The following is a 17,479-nucleotide window of genomic DNA, read 5'->3' on the forward strand; positions in this document are numbered from 1 at the left end:
CAGCTCTAGAATAGGTTTATTACAGTGTGAGAAGATCTCGAGGATTTAATCTCCATAGGGACGATAGGCCGTTATCTGAAGATAGCCATTCGTCTGTTCCGCATAACCGACCTTTATAACCGTGCGTCTAACTGAACGGAATTATGTCTATCACAGAAACTTGTCTATTGTTGAACTAATATCCTGTCGCTATAATTAACCTATAATAAGGTTGTTTTAAAAAATGAGGTGAACCTATTAGGAATCATTGGTTTTCACGGATATTGATTTCTTATGTACCGGTTTTTTTGATTGTTGTTACTTTGCTCATTTTATTTCTTTTTCTGGGAGTGAGTGAGGTTTTAAAGAAGGAAGCCGAGGAAGCTAATCGAATTTATTCTACACAAGTTATGAAGCTTATTGATCAATCACTTTCGGCTATTGATCAAAGTATTATCAATGAAATTATAGCAAACCACAGCAGTATTCGTGATTTTTTTACACCACAGCAAGAAATTAACCCTTTATTCCAAACCTATGAAGCTTCACTTGAATTGAATAATCTAGTCTTAAAGCATGCCATTATCGATTCGATTTATCTTTACCGTTACTCGGATCAAGCCATTTTAAGCAAGAACCGTTTTATTCCGCTCAGCGCATTTGGGGATAAGGAATTTCTGCAAGCCCAACTGACCGGAGATGCGTCGCTTCAATCATGGAGCGGAAGTAGACAGTATGTGGAGTTCTCCTCGCAGACGGAGCCGATATCTGTAATAACACTTGTTCGTAGCGTGATTTTATTTTCCGGGGAAGAAGGCAAGATTGTCACCAATGTCAAAATAACGGCTTTACAGAAGATACTCCAGGATTTATTTGATTCGGGGATCAGCTACGCGGAGCTTGTGGATGGTGAGGGCAATGTAATTCTGTCAAGAAATGGTTCCGAGTTAGAGCGAGCCAAGCAGAAGCCAACAGAAATGTATTTATCCGATATTCACTCGCCGATAACCAATTGGCATCTCCGCAGCGGTGTCGAGGCGGGTAAGGTGTATTATTTTATTTCTAATTTTTCTTATATATGGCTTATTATTGGTCTGAGTATAGTTGCGCTTGGAGTCATCTGGATTGTTTATATCACCCGTCGCAATTATCGTCCGGTCGAGCTTATGATTAATCAAATTCAATCGCTCTCCTTCAAGATCAGCCAGAAATTGGCTACGCATACAGGAGGAAATCAGCTCAGTTTTATTGAGAATGCGGTAGAGAATTTAATAGAGGAATCGAATAAATTTCAACAAAGGCATGAAGAGAATATCGTATTCCGCAAGAAAGTATTTTTTCAAGAGGCCTTGGAAGGTTCGCGAGAGATCACACCTGAGCAATGGACGGACGAAATGATCAAGTTTGAACGTCCTGTGAAGTATAGCGGTTTTGAAGTCGTGTTATTTGAAATGGATAAATTTACTGATTTTAAGATGAGCTACAACCAGAAGGATCAATACTTGTTAAAATTTATTCTGTGCAGTGTGATTGCGGAAGTGGCACAAAATAACGGTGTGATCGTTTGGCATGAATGGATGGATCATCATATCGTAGGGGTGCTTTATCAATATCAGGACGAGCAGGGGGAGAATTCCGAGCGACTTGCAAGTATGATGGAGGAAGTGCGTGAATGGGTGCAGAGCAACCTGACGTTTACCGTTACGATTGGTATAGGCAGTTTAATCAAGGAAGCCGCATTGATTTATCGCTCATACGACGACGCAAAGCAAGCGCTTGGCTATAAATCTGGTTTGGGAAGCAATCGAATCATTGCTTACAACGATATCGAAATGTCTCCGAAAGGGGATATGTTCCGCCATCTCCAGCCTGTACGGACGGTGTCGCAGCAATTCCGCTTGGGCAATCCATCGTGGGGGGAGGAGCTTGAGGCATTCTTTGATGAATTGGAGAAAACACTGCTATCCAGAGAAGATGTAGAGAGTATTCTGAATTATCTGATTTATCAAATGAATCGGGAGCTCATGGAGCTTTCGGAGGACTATGGCGAAATATGGCGAAATAAAGGGCTGCAGCCTATCAATGAATTATTGCAGCGGTTTGATACTTTACGGGAATTCCGTGGTAAGGCGAGTCTGATTCTGACTGAAACATCAGAACATCTGGAGCGTATACGTGAAGGCAGGAACAATAGGAGCCTGCTTGCCGAGGTAAGGAGCTATATTGAAGCCAACTACTTTGATCCGGATCTTTCCTTAAATCACTTAAGTGATAAATTCCAAATCAATTCGAAATATGTAAGTCAACTATTTAAAGAAGAATTCGGGGAAAATTTTGTTGATTATTTGGCCTTCGTGAGGATGGAGCATGCCAAACAACTGTTGAGTGATACTTCCATGTCTGTACAGGATATTGCCGGAAAGGTCGGTTATCAGCATAGTGTCTCTTTTAACAGGGTATTCAAGAGACTTACCGGGAAAACGCCAGTTGTATTCCGCAGTGAATCAGTAAAGTGAGATTCTTTCGCTGCTATGTTCATAAAGCCTTCACGTATGAATCTTTCATATGTTTGAGGCTTTTTTTTGTGGTCAAAATTGTATACCCAACCAGATAAAGAATTGTTTCGCCAACTGGACGGAATTATGACTGTTACTGAATCGTGTCTAGTATTGAGCAAGTATCCTCATGAGGCAATTATAGTGAAGGCAAATCGCATATCCCAGCTTATACAGAAAACTGTTTAACAACAGATTCTTGTCTATTGCAGGCGTAATATGAATATCCCTACAATTAGGTTTATGACAGACACCACAGAAGAATGGAGGGTAAGCATCAAATGGTAACCATCAATAGAAAGCGATTGAAGAAAGGAGGGCAGCATCAAATGGTAACCATCAATAAAAAGAGATTGAAGGAAAATCTCCCACTGTTTATCATGTTTACCCCTGTGTTGTTGTTTTTTGTTATTTTCAAATATACACCTATGCTAGGACTGATTATTGCTTTCAAGGATTACAACCTGTATGAAGGTTTTCTCGACAGCCCATGGGTAGGACTTAAGCACTTTCATTATATTTTCTCGAATCCCGAAACGGTTCGAATTGTGAAGAACACCTTTGTGTTAAGTTTAACGGGCATTTTATTTGGCTTTCCATTGCCGGTTATATTGGCTATTCTCTTAAACGAAGTACGCAGGATGTGGTTCAAACGCTCGATCCAAACGTTGATTTATTTACCTCATTTTTTTTCATGGGTCATTATCAGCGGGTTTGTTTTCACGATATTTAATCAGGAAACAGGCATTGTTAATCATGTAATTGAACGGATAACCGGAGAGACTTATGCGTTTCTTTATCACAATTTCTCCTGGTGGTCGATATTTATCGGATCGGCGTTATGGAAAGAAACCGGTTTTTCAGCGATCATCTATCTGGCAGCAATAACAAGCATCGATACCAGCTTATATGAAGCGGCCAACCTGGACGGTGCTAATAAATGGAAGCAAATTTGGCATATTACGATTCCTGGACTGGCTTCGACCATGATTCTTATTCTGATTATTTCCTTGGGGCGTGTAATGGAGGTTGGATTTGATCAAGTGTATGTATTGCGAACGCCTGTCGCGACTCTATCGGACGTCATTAGCACTTACATATATCGGATTGGTGTACAGAATTCACAATTCAGTCTGACAACTGCACTGGGCTTATTTGAATCATGTATCGGATTAATTCTGGTGCTGACTGCCAATCAAATCGCGAAACGTTATAACCAGAGCTTATGGTAGGAGGGACTTCAGAGTGAAAACCAGCAAGGGAGAACACGTTTTTCTCGCCGTTAATTACGTTTTTTTGGCTTTATTCGGGATTAGTGCATTGGTGCCCTTAATCAATATTTTGGCAGTCTCATTGAGTGATAGTTCTGCCATTATCTCGGGAAAGGTGTCGATTTGGCCGATCGGTTGGAACATCGAAGCCTATAGGCAGCTTATCGAAGGAACAAGAATTATTTACGCTTTGAAAAATAGTATCATCATAACAGTGGTTGGTGTTGCCCTGAGTATGTTATTTACAATATTGGCTGCCTATCCATTGTCTAGAAATACATTCTATGGCAGACGTTTCTTTACATTGGCGATTGTGTTCACGATGTTGTTCGGCGGTGGATTGATCCCAAGCTTTCTGGTCATCAAAGAATTGGGGTTGATTAACTCTTACGCTGCGATCTGGCTGCCGTCCTTGGTCAGCGCATTCAATATGATGATTATGCGAACATTCTTCCTCAATATTCCCTCTGAACTAGAAGATGCCGCACGAATGGACGGATGCGGAGAATACAGAATGCTGCTGCAAATTTTTCTCCCGCTTTCCTTACCAGTCCTTGCCACGTTGACTTTGTTCTATTCTGTAGGGTATTGGAACCAGTTTCTAACAGTGCTCCTGTACATCAATGATGCTAAGAAATACAACCTTACTGTACTTGTGCAAAATATGGTGGCAAATCAGCAGCTGCTGCAGCAAATCAATACATTTCAAGCGGAAGACTCGGTTTCTATGACACCAGAAGCGATCAAAGCAGGAGCAGTTGTGATTTTGCTGCTACCCCTAATGATCGTGTATCCATTCTTACAGAAATATTTTGTAAAAGGTGCCTTAGTTGGTGCAGTTAAGGGATAGAGGCTGTTATGGATTGCTAAGGAGGTGATGTCAATCTGTTAGCGTGAAGTAGGAGTATGAATGGGCAAGGGTATCAATGCTCGGAGAAATGAGCGAAATATAATCAGGAGGGTTAAATATGAATGGGATAAAAGCAGAATATCGTACAAAAATAAGGATCGTTTTGGCATCGGCATTGGTTTTATTGATTATGAACGGTTGCTCCAATAGTAAGGATAACACAGTAAGTGATACAGCTTCTCCAGACGCGACTAAACCGGCGACAATGAAGCCGAAGTCGAAAATATCGGTTTCCGTCTATGACCGGGGGAATGTACCAGCTGCCGAAGGCACCATAGACAACAACCGCTGGAGCAAATGGATCAATGCCAACGGACCGGCCAATGTAGAGTTTGTCCCGATTCCGCGCTGGGAGTCGCTGCCGAAGCTGAATACTTTGTTTGCCTCGGGATCGGCTCCTGATTTAATCTTTGAATTTGATGCAAAAATTAGAAATCAGTTTCTTGCGCAAAAGCAGTTTATGCCAATAGATGATTTGGTCAGCAAAAGTGTGGAATACAAAAAATTTCTTGAGCAGAATCCAGGCGTCAAGAAATTGGCTATGAATGAAGATGGCAAGATGCATTATTTTGGCCGTGTGGTTGGTCCTACGCTGAATGTGGGACTGGTGATTCGGGAGGATTGGTTGGAAAATCTGGGTTTGAAGTCTCCGACAACCCCTGAAGAGCTATTGGCTGTTGCCAAGGCGTTTACTGAACGGGATCCGGACGGCAACGGGAAGAAGGATACATTCGGTTACCAGCTAAGCTTCATCGGCGGGGGAGTAATCGATCGTATGTACAATAGTGGTGAAATCCCAGACGGCATGCTCCTGAATAATGGAGAGCTTGTTCGGCAGTGGGATAATTCCAAAGCTGCTCTGCAATTGAAGAAGCAGCTGTTCGATGCAGGAACGGTAGATAAAGACTTCTTGACAGATAAAGGGGAAAAGGCGCTTCAGGACTTTGTCAACGGCAAGCTTGGTATTTACGGTATTAATAATATCGCCGGAATCAATGGTGCGGGATACAAAAATTTCGAAACGTTACGTAAAAATAATCCAAATGCCAAAATTAAATTTATTCCATTTCCAACGACAGTATACGGTTCATACAGCTGGGGCTGGGAACCGATTCAGTTGATAGCGGCGGTGAATGCGAAAGCCAAGAATCCTCAGGCTGTTATGGACTATATGGACTTTCTTACCAAGGATTCGACGCAATTGTCTTTGACATATGGTATCGAAAATGAACATTGGAAGATGGGAGAGGATGGTTGTCCGAAGCAGATTGATCCGGCCAAATCAAAAGCTGAGGTGGACTATAACGGAGATTTACGAATGCAGGCCAACATAGGGATAGGTTTGCTTGCCAAATGCGTGCAACCGGAAAAAGTATTCGATGCGAAAGTTCCGCTGCAGAAGGAATTTATGGATCTACTGCTGCAGCAAGCGAAGCCTGCTTATTTAAATCCAGAGCGTCCTTTCAACGGATTCACGGCTTCGGGTTATAATCCGGCCCTTCCACAAGATTTATCGGCTTTTTCGGCTTCATTAACGCAATCGATCAGCGATATTTTCAACAAAGCAATTGTAAGCGGTGCTTCTTATTCCGTGGATCAGGCGATAAACGATGCTAAAACGGCCTGGAGCAAAGGCGGCGGCGACAAAATCGAGGCATGGTACAAAGACTGGTACGCCAAGAATAAAGATAAAATTTACACAACAGGAGAAATATACAAGCAGTATGTAAAGTAGGCTTATACGACAGTTGATTAACCAAAATATAGAAAAATTCAACAATTTATTTGCTTTCGCGCCGCGTATGGGTGGGCTGAATTCGATTCCACCTGTTATATTCGGCGGTCTGGGAAGTTGGCGATGATAAAGCATAAAGCGGATTTCAATAATGAAAGGGGAGATTTGTCTGAGAAATAAGATCAGCTTGTCAGGGATTCTTGTGGCTCTATGTATCTTGTCTATTTGGATGGTAAATCAATGGGGAGTTTCTACCGCCCATGCAGAAATGGTTGCTTCGCCCAAAGCGGAGTACCTATTGGATGAGGATTTTTCTGTCATGACTACTGCCTATAATCCCAATGATGCCGTGGCTAGTGGATGGGATACAAGAAAAGCGGGAGGGGCGATTTCCTACGGCTATAACAGCTGGTTTAAAATTATTGATACCAGTAATGTACTTCCCGTATCCATGACTAAAAAAATCCGTCCGCAGCATTCTGGCAAGCTCACTTTGGAATACAGATTTAGAATGCCTGCTATTATAAATGGAGTAAAGTGGCAGCTTCGCAGTGGAGAAGTGGAAGGGGTTAGCCTTGAGGTAAAGAATGGCAAGCTGAGTCTGGCAACTGGGGGGACCTGGTATGACCTCCAGACGCTTACCGCCGATGTGGAATATGGGGTTAAAGTGATTGCTGACCTCGAAGCCAACAACGTGCAGGTTTATGTCAACGGCCTGTTAAAGGCAACGGAAAAAGGCTTTACCCGTAGTGTAGAGTCGATTGACAACTTTCTTGTGATTACAGGCGATGTGACTACGGGCGAAATATATTTTTCACCGGTCAAGATTCATAAAGGCTATGTCATTAATGAAAGGTTCCTTTCTACCGTGGAAGGACCGCTGCCACAGGACTGGAGCACACAGCCAAATGGTGGTGCGATTGCCGTTGAAAAAATGAATAATTCAAAAGCTCCGGATGTGTTTAGCTTAAAAATGGATGCAGCCAACGCGAATGGAGCTATGCATATAGGGCGATCTGTTCCTTCCCAAGAAGGGAGCCTGGTTATGGAGTATAAGGTTTTGATGCCAACACAATTGGATGGCTTCTCCATGGAACTAAAAGGTGGAGAATCAACAGCCTTCCAATGGCTGACACAAGACGGAAAATTCTCCTATAAAAACGCTGCTGGCCAATATATAGATTTTTATGAGTATATACCTAACCTCTGGTATCATGTAAAGCTTAAAATGAATACGGTTACAAATAAAGCGGATCTTTATTTGAACGGCAAGCTGAAGGTAGAACAATTGGATGTACTGGCGAGCAGTGTTGATCTTGTCAGCTTTGCCATTGCCGCCTCCAATCACGGAAGCATGTCCTTGGATGATATTCTTTTGTACCAAGAGGCTGAGGAGCCTGCGGATTATGTACCTGCCCCTGTGCCGGTGGCCAAGGAAGGGGATGCCTTAGTTGGTGCCCAGGCCTGCTCCTTGTGGAGAGAAGGGCAACATTTGGGATGGGAACGGATCCAGCCTTACCCGGAAAGAGTCCCGGTGCTTGGCTTTTATGACGAAGGAAACCCGGAGGTAGCGGACTGGGAAACGAAGTGGATGGTAGAGCATGGAGTCGACTTCCAGATGTATTGCTGGTACAGGCCAACGGGATCGGAAGGAAAGCCGATTAAGGACCCACGTCTGGGAGCGGCGCTTCATGATGGCTACTTTAATGGTAAATATAGTAACCAGACGGATTTTATGATCATGTGGGAGGCTGCTGCCTCCAAGGTAAGCGGAAGCGATGATTTCAGGAATAACCTGGTGCCCTACTGGATGGAATATTATTTCAAAGACCCGAGATATCTGGTCGTCGACAACAAGCCGGTTATTGGTATATATGGCTATACCCAATTGAAAAATAGTCTGGGCGGCACGGCAGAGGCACTTAGGGTGGAAATGGACTATTTAAGGCAAGCCTGCAAAGACGCTGGCTTTGATGACGTGGTTATTCTGATATCCAGTTCAGGTGCGGATGCTGCCTTGATGAGCGATATGCAGAATGCGGGTATGGATGCTGTGTTTGCCTACTCCTGGGGCGCGCTTGCCGGGAGAGAAGCCCTCCAGAAGTCTAAGCTAGAGCAGCAAAGGGATGTAGGGATAATGGATGTGATCCCCGTTATCAGCATGGGCAGGGATGATACCGCTTGGGGCGGAGCGGAGGGTTATTATGCAACACCCCAGGAATTTCAATCAACGGCACAATGGGTAAAAGACAGCTTTATACCCTCTTTACCGGAAGAAAGCCCGGGCCGCAAAATCATATTGCTCGATAATTGGAATGAATACGGGGAGGGCCACTTTATTCTGCCAGCCGGGTTAAACGGATTTGGATATCTGGATGCAATCCGGGAAGTATTTACAGCGGGAGGTACGCACACGAATGTTGTGCCTACACCCGAGCAAAAGGATAGAGTCCGGGTCTTATACCCGGAAGGCAGAACCGTCCTCCCTGCCAAAGCGGTTGAACCTCCGCCTCTAACTAATAATGGCAGTATCCAGTACAGCAAATTATGGGATTTCAATACGGCTGGAGACAGCGAGGGCTGGACGATAGCTAAACAGGTCAACCCTGTAAGCATTGCGGGAGGTTATTATTCGGGTACATCAACGGGTAATGATCCCGGCATACTTTCACCAGGTTCTCTGGGGATTTCTGCGGAAGAGAATCCCTATCTGCACATCCGTATGAAAAACAGTACTGCTGATATGGCAGGCAAGGTTTATTTTATCACCGAAAAGGATCAAGTCTGGAAAGAAGCCATGGCTGTCGATTTTTACGTCAATAATTATGACAGCAACTATTCGGACTACTATGTACCGATGTGGAGCCTTGGGAACTGGACGGGAACAATAAAGGCGATCCGTGTTGACCCGATTACAACCACAGGTGATTTCAGTATTGACCGGATTGGCCTAGTGGCGGTTCCTATAGAGGGCATAAAGATGATGCTTGAAGGAAAGCCGGCAACAACTTTAACACCTTTGGAAATCGTCGATGGCAGCGTTAGGGTGCCTCTGGTCGAGATTCTTAAGAAAATGAACATACCTTATGAATGGGATCATGAAGGCTCTCTCCTCGCTGTAAAGGATAACAGTGTCATTCGGGTCGTATACGGACAAAGCACAGCCTATAAAGGAAATACGCCCGTAAACCTGGAGCATGTGCCTATATGGACGGAAAGTGATTTGCTGGTTTCAATCGATGCGTTAGACGCATTGTTCGGCTTTCACTCGGTGTGGAAAGCACAGGAAGAAACTTTGTATATTTTCAGCTCTCTGCCCAAAATTCTGGGTGATAATATGTTAGTTGATCCAGGGATGGAAATGAGCACACTGCCCTATACCGGATCAAGGATCAGTACGGAATTAAGCACATCAGAATATCATTCCGGTCATCAGTCGGTCAAAATCACCAAAGAATATCCGTATGCAAAAATCTATTTTCCCGGCGTGGAAAACGGGAAGGAATATTACTATTCCGCATGGGGGAAGCTGGCGCCAGGCTCAACTCTTGGAGAGAAGCTTCGTATATGTTTGCAGTACCAATTAGATGGTGTTTCCAAGCAGGTGGTTATGGTAATAGGACCTGCGATGGATGCTACCAATTGGAAGCAGGTACAAGGCTATTTTAAGCTGAATGAAGTCGGTGTTGTTTCCAATTTGATGATGTATTTGTATACGGATTCTCCTGCGTTAGCCGATGCCTATTATCTGGATGACGTAGAAATCCGGCCTGTGACCTATTCCAATGACCCCATCCCAGCTCGTGTATCTGGCGTCAGCCTGAACAATACAACTATGGAGATCGGTGTAGGCAAGGTAAGGCGTTTGATGGCCACGATAGAGCCTCAAAATGCGGTAGAAAGGGCAGTCACATGGAGCTCAGACAACCCGCTGGTAGCTATTGTGGATGTGAATGGAGCCGTCTATGGAAAAAAAGAGGGAACGGCTACTATCACGGTTACGACAGTGGATGGCGGCAAAACGGCTTCATCTGCGGTTACAGTCACAGAAGGGTATGTGGAAACCGTTACCTTGACAGTAAAGACTGATGGAACCGGCGATTTCATCTCTCCTAAGCTGGCTAACGATAGCATTCAGGATAGCAATCCCGAAAAGCAATATATCATTCTGATCTATCCAGGTGTATATACGGAGAAAAACTGGGTGGTTAAGCCTTATACGACCCTTCGGGGAACTGACCGGGAAACGGTCATCCTAAAAGGAGAGAATAGTCCATCAGCCACTAACCTTGAGATCACCGACCAATCAACCCTGTGGCTGAAGGGCACGGCCAATCTGGAGAACCTCACGATTACCGCCAGAAATATGAGGTATCCGGTTCACAGTGAGGACAGCGGCAATAATAAGGATGCGGTTCATATCGTGAAAAATTCCCATATTGAGCATTATGGCAATCTCGAAGCTATTAATTATCGCAATAGCTGGGTGGCGGCTCATCCGGGTGTTACTCCACCGGCAGATTTGGACCCGACCAAGGTATGGGGCGGGCAGCGGGGTGGGATCGCAAGCACTTGGGGTTATGGTTCCGCGAGCGGTGTAAGGGAGACTTTTTATGACAGTTCTTTTGTTTCGAAATCTGTCGGTTGGTATGTGCATAATCGCGAGGATTTCACCAAACCCCAAATCAATGTGATCAACAACAGTCAAATCGTTTCCACGGAGACCTTGCAGCCTATTCTTATCCAATCCTTGGGCAGTGGAACGAACGATGAGGTCATCTTCAATAACACTGAAATTATAGGGACTTATATGGTTCAGAATGACTCGCCATGGATTACGCAAAAACCGGAGAACCAATATGCGAACCATGCGGATTATAACGTTACCTTTACGAACAGCACACCGATCGGTTACGAGGATGGCCATAGGGGAAGGGCGCTGGCCTTGTTCAGCAGCTCCACAGGCAGCCAATCCTCTGTAAGGGCTAGCGGAGATGCCGTGCCGGATATTCTGGGGACGTATGAAACCCGAGACGGAGGCGGTGGCCTGAATGGCTATCTATACGGATACTGGGATATATCGGGTATCAAGGTGGGCTTGAGTTCCAACATCGACGTCAATAATACGTTGGGAAGAAGACTTGGGGACCGTACCATCCATAATAAAACACTTCAAGTGATCTTTGAAGATGGAACAATTAAAACGATCATTTTTAATGAAAATTATACGAACCAGCCCAATAGCTATATATTGGCAAAAATAAATGGGGTTTTGGGCGCTTCAGGTAGAGTGGCAGAGTATAACGTCACAGGTGATGAATACTATCCGCAAATGCTAGATAAGCAATTAACTTTACAAAATAATACCCAAGTTGGCATTCCTCGATTTGCCGCCGTACGTTTTGATACCGACCATACCACGCTGCGGCTCATGAGCGCTGCTGATGCTCCTGAAAGCTTTGTAGGCATCACGCTAGAGCGGATTATACCAGGGAAGTCGGGAAGAGTATTGACGGAAGGGATTATGAAAAAAAGTCAATTGAATGGATTTACGGGAAGCATAATGAAGGGAACCCAGATTTCCATTGGAGCTCAAGCTGGGAGTTTAATGGAAAGCTCCAGCCAACCTGCCCTGCTGGAGGGAATCCAGACGGATTGGGCTTATTTTAAGGGGGATAAGATAGCTCCTATAAGCAGCGCCACAGTAAGTCCGGGTATTCCAAACGGCAGCAACGGATGGTATACATCGGATGTAACGGTAAGCATAGCCGTGTATGACCAATTATCCGGTGTGGCAAAAACAGAATATCAAGTAAATAACGGGGCTTGGATAACCTATACCGGTTCCATTCCTGCCTTTGTTGAAGGGACTTATAAGGTTGGTTATCGCAGCACGGATCAAGCAGGCAATGTAGAACAGGTCAAAACAATTGAGTTTAAGATTGACCAAACAGCACCTTTACTCACGGTTCAGTTAGATAAAACGTCCATATGGTCGCCGAATCATGAAATGGTGACGGTTCAAGCTGCGGTGTACGCGAGTGATGCCGTATCAGGCGTTGCTTCTGTTGTGTTAACCTCCATTACAAGTAATGAACCGGATAGTGGTCAGGGTGACATTGAGGCTAATATAAGCACGCCTGCTACTACATTTCAATTACGGGCGGAAAGATTAGGTAATGGGACGGGGCGAATATACACGATTACGTATACGATAATCGACCAAGCAGGTAATCAATCAACATCGATAAGCACAGTTCGCGTACCACATAACAAATAATTGGGGAGGTTCCTCAAGCGATACGATACGTGTAACGGTCAGTAAGTGTAGACCTGCTTGTGCTAGGCTTGCAAGTATTTCAAAAGAGCGCTTATTGCCATCAAAGGCAATAGGCGCTCTTTTGACGGTTTTGGTGCAACATAAAACCTGATCATATGATTGGGGGTCAAAGTGTAAGACAGTTTAAGCATATAATTGTATCAATTTTGTAAATTTAATGGCATGGAAGTATGTATATAATTGATATAGAGATCGTCGATGAATCTAGAATTTTTGAAGAGAAATGCTTATTTTACAAAAACTTAACGACCTATGTCATTGTATATGTCAGTGACATGGATTAAGCTCACTATAGGTCACTGATCTATGTGTGATTCTTAGCAGTATGTGAAGCGAAATTAATCATAAAAAGGAATGATGAACTAACCGCCAGTGCTGCAGTTCATGATTTTGATTAAAACGAGGGATAACCAGTAATGAAAAATGCACACGCGTCAAAGAAACCGAGTCTACTGTACCTGCAAATAGCTGATAAGGCCATAGGCATTATCCAGAGCCGCAGGCTTCAACCGCATGATCCCGTCCCTTCAGAAGGAGAGCTTGCGAAGTTGTTCGGTGTTAGCCGGATGACGAGTAAGTTGGCGCTGGAACGGTTGGTCGAGCAGGGGCTGGTGTACCGTTTGCCGAGAAGGGGGACCTTCCTTTCCGGACCAAGGGATGGAGAGCCTTACAACGGAGTGCTTCCGTCGGAAAGTAAAGCGCTTCCAGTTGAGGAGAAGCGGATTAAGCAGAGTAATCAGATAGCTCTCATAGTGCCCCATCTATCTGATTACACTTCAAAAATTATCGCAGCAGCAGAGATCGAAGTGCGAAAACACGATTGCGATCTTATTCTGAAAATCAGCAAGGATAAAGATGATGAGGATCGTTGCCTGCAGAGACTTGTTGAAGGGGGGGTAGACGGCATCGTTTTATTTCCCCAAGGGCGCAAGACATGCAGTGACCAGGTGCTGAGATTGAAATTACAGCAGTTTCCGATTGTTATTATCGATCGAATTTTTCGTGAGGTTCAGATTGATTGCGTGTATCACGATCATTATAAGGGTTCTTACCAGATGACCCAGTATTTGATCGAGAAGGGGCACCGGGAAATCGGATACACCTCGAACTCGATAGATAATATCACTAGCAGGGAGGAGAGGTATCTAGGTTATATCCAGGCGTTGCTCGATAATGCGATTCCCGTCAAAAACCAATATATTCATTTTAAAAGCGTGGCATGCAATCCAAGTCGTATTAATGAGAGCGACCCGGAACAGGAACGGTTTATTCAGGAAAATCCGCATATGACAGCCCTCATGTGCGGGGATGATCATGTGGCCATTTCAACCTTATATACAGCCTTGAGTATGGGGATCCCTGTCCCAGATAAGCTTTCAATTGTTGGGTTCTCCGATATCCATTTATCAGCGTTAACGCCGATTCCTCTTACAACGGTCAGACAGGATACCGGGCAGCTTGCCCAATCGGCATTTAATCTTCTAATGAAACGCATAAATCATTCACATGAGAAAACGATTACCATCAAAATTCAAACGAAGATCGTAGAGAGGAAATCCGTTCTTTAGGATTGACAGAAGGAGTTTATATGAAAATTCATTTTCTAGGAACCGCAGCTGCAGAGGGCTTTCCGAATGCATTTTGCCGCTGTGAGCATTGCCTCAAAGCTCGTAAGCTTGGAGGAAAAAACATACGTACACGAACCTCGGCCATCATTGACGATGTAATCAAGTTCGACTATTCGCCAGATTCTTATATGCAGGCTCTTCGCGACAACATTGATTTGGGCGCTATCGAGCACCTGCTTGTCACCCATACGCACTCCGATCATTTTAATGCTTATGATTTGGAATGCCGGAGAGCGGGTATTGCACACGAACTTCAGCATCCGATGCATATCTATGGGAATGATGCCGTGATGTACCATACGCGTGTTGCCATCGGCCGCTTTGAAGGAGAAAGGTTTGCTTTTCATCTGCTGCGCCCATTCGAGACGATAAAGGTAGGTGATGCACTTGTTACACCGCTCCTTGCGGATCATGACCGTATGGAAACATGCTTGTTGTACGTGATCGAAAAGGATGGCAAAAAGCTGCTGTATGGACATGATTCGGGCTGGTTTCCAGAAGCTACTTGGGCATGGTTAAAGGGGAAAAATCTGGATTGTGCTATACTCGATTGCACGCATGGATACACGGGAAATTCCCGAGATCGCAATCATATGTGTATTGAGACGGTGCTTGAGGCTCAGCGTGAGTTTCGGAAAGAAAACATCTTGAAAGAGGAAGGGCACATTATCGTCACTCACTTTAGCCATAATTCCAAACTGCTTCACGATGAATTTGACGAAATCTTCAAACCGACCGGGGTCGTGGTGGCCTATGATGGATTGATTTTTAATATCTAGAAATCCAGATGCTAATAGTCTCACTGTCTTTATAAAAAATCAACTATATAAAGGAGAGTCAAAAAGAATGATGAGAAAAATGGTAAGCGTATCTTTGATATCAATCATGTGTTTAGCGGTAACTGCCTGCGGTGGAGGCAATACAAACGGTAATACTGCGGGGACTACCGCACCAACTAGTACACCGGCCGCATCTGCACCTGCATCGAAAGAGCCAGTTAAGAACGAAAAGTTGATTGTTTATACGAACGCGAATTCAGACGGCAGAGGCGATTGGTTAGTCCAGAAGGCGAAAGACGCTGGATTTGAAATCGAAATTGTCGGGGCAGGCGGAGCAAATTTAACGAATCGCTTGATAGCCGAGAAAAACAATCCGGTTGCGGACGTCATTTACGGATTGAACAATATGCTTTATGAAAACTTAAAGAAAGAAAAAGTTCTTGCCAAATATGCCCCAGCATGGGTGGGAGAAATTGAAGCGGGCTTGAACGACACGGAAGGATATTACCACGGTTTGGTCAAGCAAGCCATTCTGATTGGCTATAATCCAAAATCTTATACGGCGGATACAGCACCAAAGGATTGGTCCGATGTATATAGTAATCCGCAGTTCAAAGGGAAATATGAGACTCCAACTCAGCTTGATCAAATTACACCTCAGTTAATAGTGGCAAGCATATTGACTAAATACAAAGATGACAAAGGCCAGTATGGAATTTCAAAGCAAGGCTGGGATGAAATCAAGAAGTTGTATGACAACGGTGTCCCAGCTGTTAAAGGTGAAGACTTCTACCAAAATATGGTTAACGGAAAATCCCCAATTGGAGCCGTCGTTTCGGGCACTCTGCAGGCAAAAGAGAAACAATATGGGGTTAAAGCGGGAATTGTAAGTCCAAGTAGTGGAGTACCAATGATTGTAGAACAAGCAGCCATTGCGAATGGGACTAAGAAAATGGAAACGGCAAAAAGGTTTATCGACTGGATCGGTTCGGCGGACGTGCAAGGACAATTTGCCGCACAATTCAATGCCATGCCTGCGAATACAAAAGCTGTTGCAAAAGCAAACAAAGATGTACAAGCTCTTTATGCTTCAATCAAGCCAATAGCTTTTGACTGGGTATTTGTTGCCGGAAATCTTGGGAAATGGGTAGAAAAAATTCAATTGGAAATTATGAAATAAGGTTTGGTGATTCGGCTGCATGTTGGAATATTCCATGCATGCAGCCTGTTATATTTAAAAAATACTTTTTACAGAGGTTAAAAATGATTACATTTAAAGATGTTCAAATTCATTTCGGCGATTTCCATGCCATCAAGAACCTTAATCTCAACATCAGAGAAGGAGAGTTTTTTACGTTTCTCGGGCCGTCGGGATGCGGGAAAACGACTATTCTTCGGAGCTTGGTAGGTTTTATAAATCCTGCGAGCGGACAGATCCTGTTGAATGATCGGGATATCACCCAAGTACCTATTGAAAAGCGTGAAATCAGCATGGTCTTTCAAAGCTATGCTCTGTTTCCCACATTAAATGTATACGAAAACATTGCTTTTGGCATGCGGGTGAAAAAATTCTCTAAAGCCGAAGTAGATGCGCAGGTTAAAGAGATTGCCCGAAAAGTAGATTTAAGCGAGGAACAGCTTGTCAAAAAAGTGTCCGAGTTATCGGGCGGTCAGCAGCAGCGTGTGGCTATCGCGAGGGCTCTTGTGCTTAAGCCAAGCATACTTGCATTGGATGAGCCTTTGTCCAATTTGGACGCCAAGCTGAGAGTGCAATTACGTAATGAGTTAAAGGATCTTCAGAAGAAGTTTGGGATCACTACCGTATATGTAACGCATGACCAGGAAGAAGCCTTGACTTTATCGGATCGAATCGCTGTATTTAACAAGGGGATTGTTGAACAAGTCGGTACGCCGCGGGAAATTTACAATGAATCCAAGACGGAATTTGTTTGTAACTTTATAGGCGATATAAATCTGATTCAACCGGCGATTATTCAGAACTCTCCCTTAAAGGATTTCATTGATCCTGCCAAAAAATCTTATATTCGAAACGAAAAAATAAGCCTCACACCAATAGTTCAGGGTAAAAATGCCGTACAACTAAAAGGGGAAATTGTGGATCAGGAATTTTATGGCATTTACACAAAGTATTCGGTGGAGATTGCAGGCGGCGGGATATTGAAGACCGTTGAAACAGAAAAAGGACATGACCAATACCAAACGGGAGATGAGATTGACATTTATATGCACGCCGGCGATATTTTGCAGTACTAGGGGGTAAC

General features: G+C 44.1%; 9 protein-coding genes. All 9 read left to right on the plus strand.

Features of this window, described 5'->3' with window-relative positions:
- Positions 1–263 precede the first annotated feature (263 nt).
- On the plus strand, positions 264–2,495 hold the full coding sequence (locus GC102_RS06235) for a helix-turn-helix domain-containing protein (protein ID WP_171688682.1): 2,232 nt from the start codon (positions 264–266) through the stop codon (positions 2,493–2,495).
- Between the two features lie 368 nt (positions 2,496–2,863).
- Positions 2,864–3,766: an ABC transporter permease gene (locus GC102_RS06240; RefSeq protein WP_171688683.1), complete on the plus strand. Its 903-nt coding sequence runs from the start codon at positions 2,864–2,866 to the stop codon at positions 3,764–3,766.
- Positions 3,767–3,779: 13 nt separating this feature from the next.
- The gene (locus tag GC102_RS06245; RefSeq protein WP_171688684.1) at positions 3,780–4,655 is read left to right on the plus strand and encodes a carbohydrate ABC transporter permease; all 876 of its coding nucleotides are present in this window, start codon (positions 3,780–3,782) and stop codon (positions 4,653–4,655) included.
- 118 nt (positions 4,656–4,773) lie between these two features.
- Positions 4,774–6,450 carry an extracellular solute-binding protein gene (locus GC102_RS06250; RefSeq protein WP_171688685.1) on the plus strand — a complete coding sequence of 559 codons (1,677 nt, stop codon included), beginning with the start codon at positions 4,774–4,776 and terminating at the stop codon, positions 6,448–6,450.
- Positions 6,451–6,601: 151 nt separating this feature from the next.
- Entirely contained in the window at positions 6,602–12,730 is a 6,129-nt protein-coding gene (locus GC102_RS06255) for an OmpL47-type beta-barrel domain-containing protein (RefSeq protein WP_171688686.1), read from the plus strand.
- A gap of 476 nt (positions 12,731–13,206) precedes the next feature.
- Complete coding sequence (locus GC102_RS06260; RefSeq protein WP_171688687.1) at positions 13,207–14,358, plus strand: GntR family transcriptional regulator; 1,152 nt, start codon at positions 13,207–13,209, stop codon at positions 14,356–14,358.
- 20 nt (positions 14,359–14,378) lie between these two features.
- Positions 14,379–15,197: an MBL fold metallo-hydrolase gene (locus GC102_RS06265; RefSeq protein ID WP_171688688.1), complete on the plus strand. Its 819-nt coding sequence runs from the start codon at positions 14,379–14,381 to the stop codon at positions 15,195–15,197.
- Between the two features lie 67 nt (positions 15,198–15,264).
- A complete protein-coding gene (locus tag GC102_RS06270) occupies positions 15,265–16,377 on the plus strand; it encodes an extracellular solute-binding protein (protein ID WP_171688689.1) in 1,113 nt (370 codons plus the stop codon).
- Positions 16,378–16,460: 83 nt separating this feature from the next.
- The gene (locus GC102_RS06275; protein WP_171688690.1) at positions 16,461–17,471 is read left to right on the plus strand and encodes an ABC transporter ATP-binding protein; all 1,011 of its coding nucleotides are present in this window, start codon (positions 16,461–16,463) and stop codon (positions 17,469–17,471) included.
- Positions 17,472–17,479: the final 8 nt, after the last annotated feature.

The sequence above is a fragment of the Paenibacillus germinis genome (assembly GCF_013141785.1).
In the GTDB taxonomy this organism is placed as follows: Bacteria; Bacillota; Bacilli; order Paenibacillales; family NBRC-103111; genus Paenibacillus_E; species Paenibacillus_E phytorum.

Excerpts from the sequence above, each read along its gene's own strand:
- GC102_RS06240 (WP_171688683.1), top strand. The coding sequence starts at position 2,864 with ATGGTAACCATCAATAAAAAGAGATTGAAGGAAAATCTCCCACTGTTT.
- GC102_RS06250 (WP_171688685.1), top strand. The coding sequence starts at position 4,774 with ATGAATGGGATAAAAGCAGAATATCGTACAAAAATAAGGATCGTTTTG.
- GC102_RS06255 (WP_171688686.1), top strand. The coding sequence starts at position 6,602 with ATGAAAGGGGAGATTTGTCTGAGAAATAAGATCAGCTTGTCAGGGATT.
- GC102_RS06260 (WP_171688687.1), top strand. The coding sequence starts at position 13,207 with ATGAAAAATGCACACGCGTCAAAGAAACCGAGTCTACTGTACCTGCAA.
- GC102_RS06265 (WP_171688688.1), top strand. The coding sequence starts at position 14,379 with ATGAAAATTCATTTTCTAGGAACCGCAGCTGCAGAGGGCTTTCCGAAT.
- GC102_RS06270 (WP_171688689.1), top strand. The coding sequence starts at position 15,265 with ATGATGAGAAAAATGGTAAGCGTATCTTTGATATCAATCATGTGTTTA.
- GC102_RS06275 (WP_171688690.1), top strand. The coding sequence starts at position 16,461 with ATGATTACATTTAAAGATGTTCAAATTCATTTCGGCGATTTCCATGCC.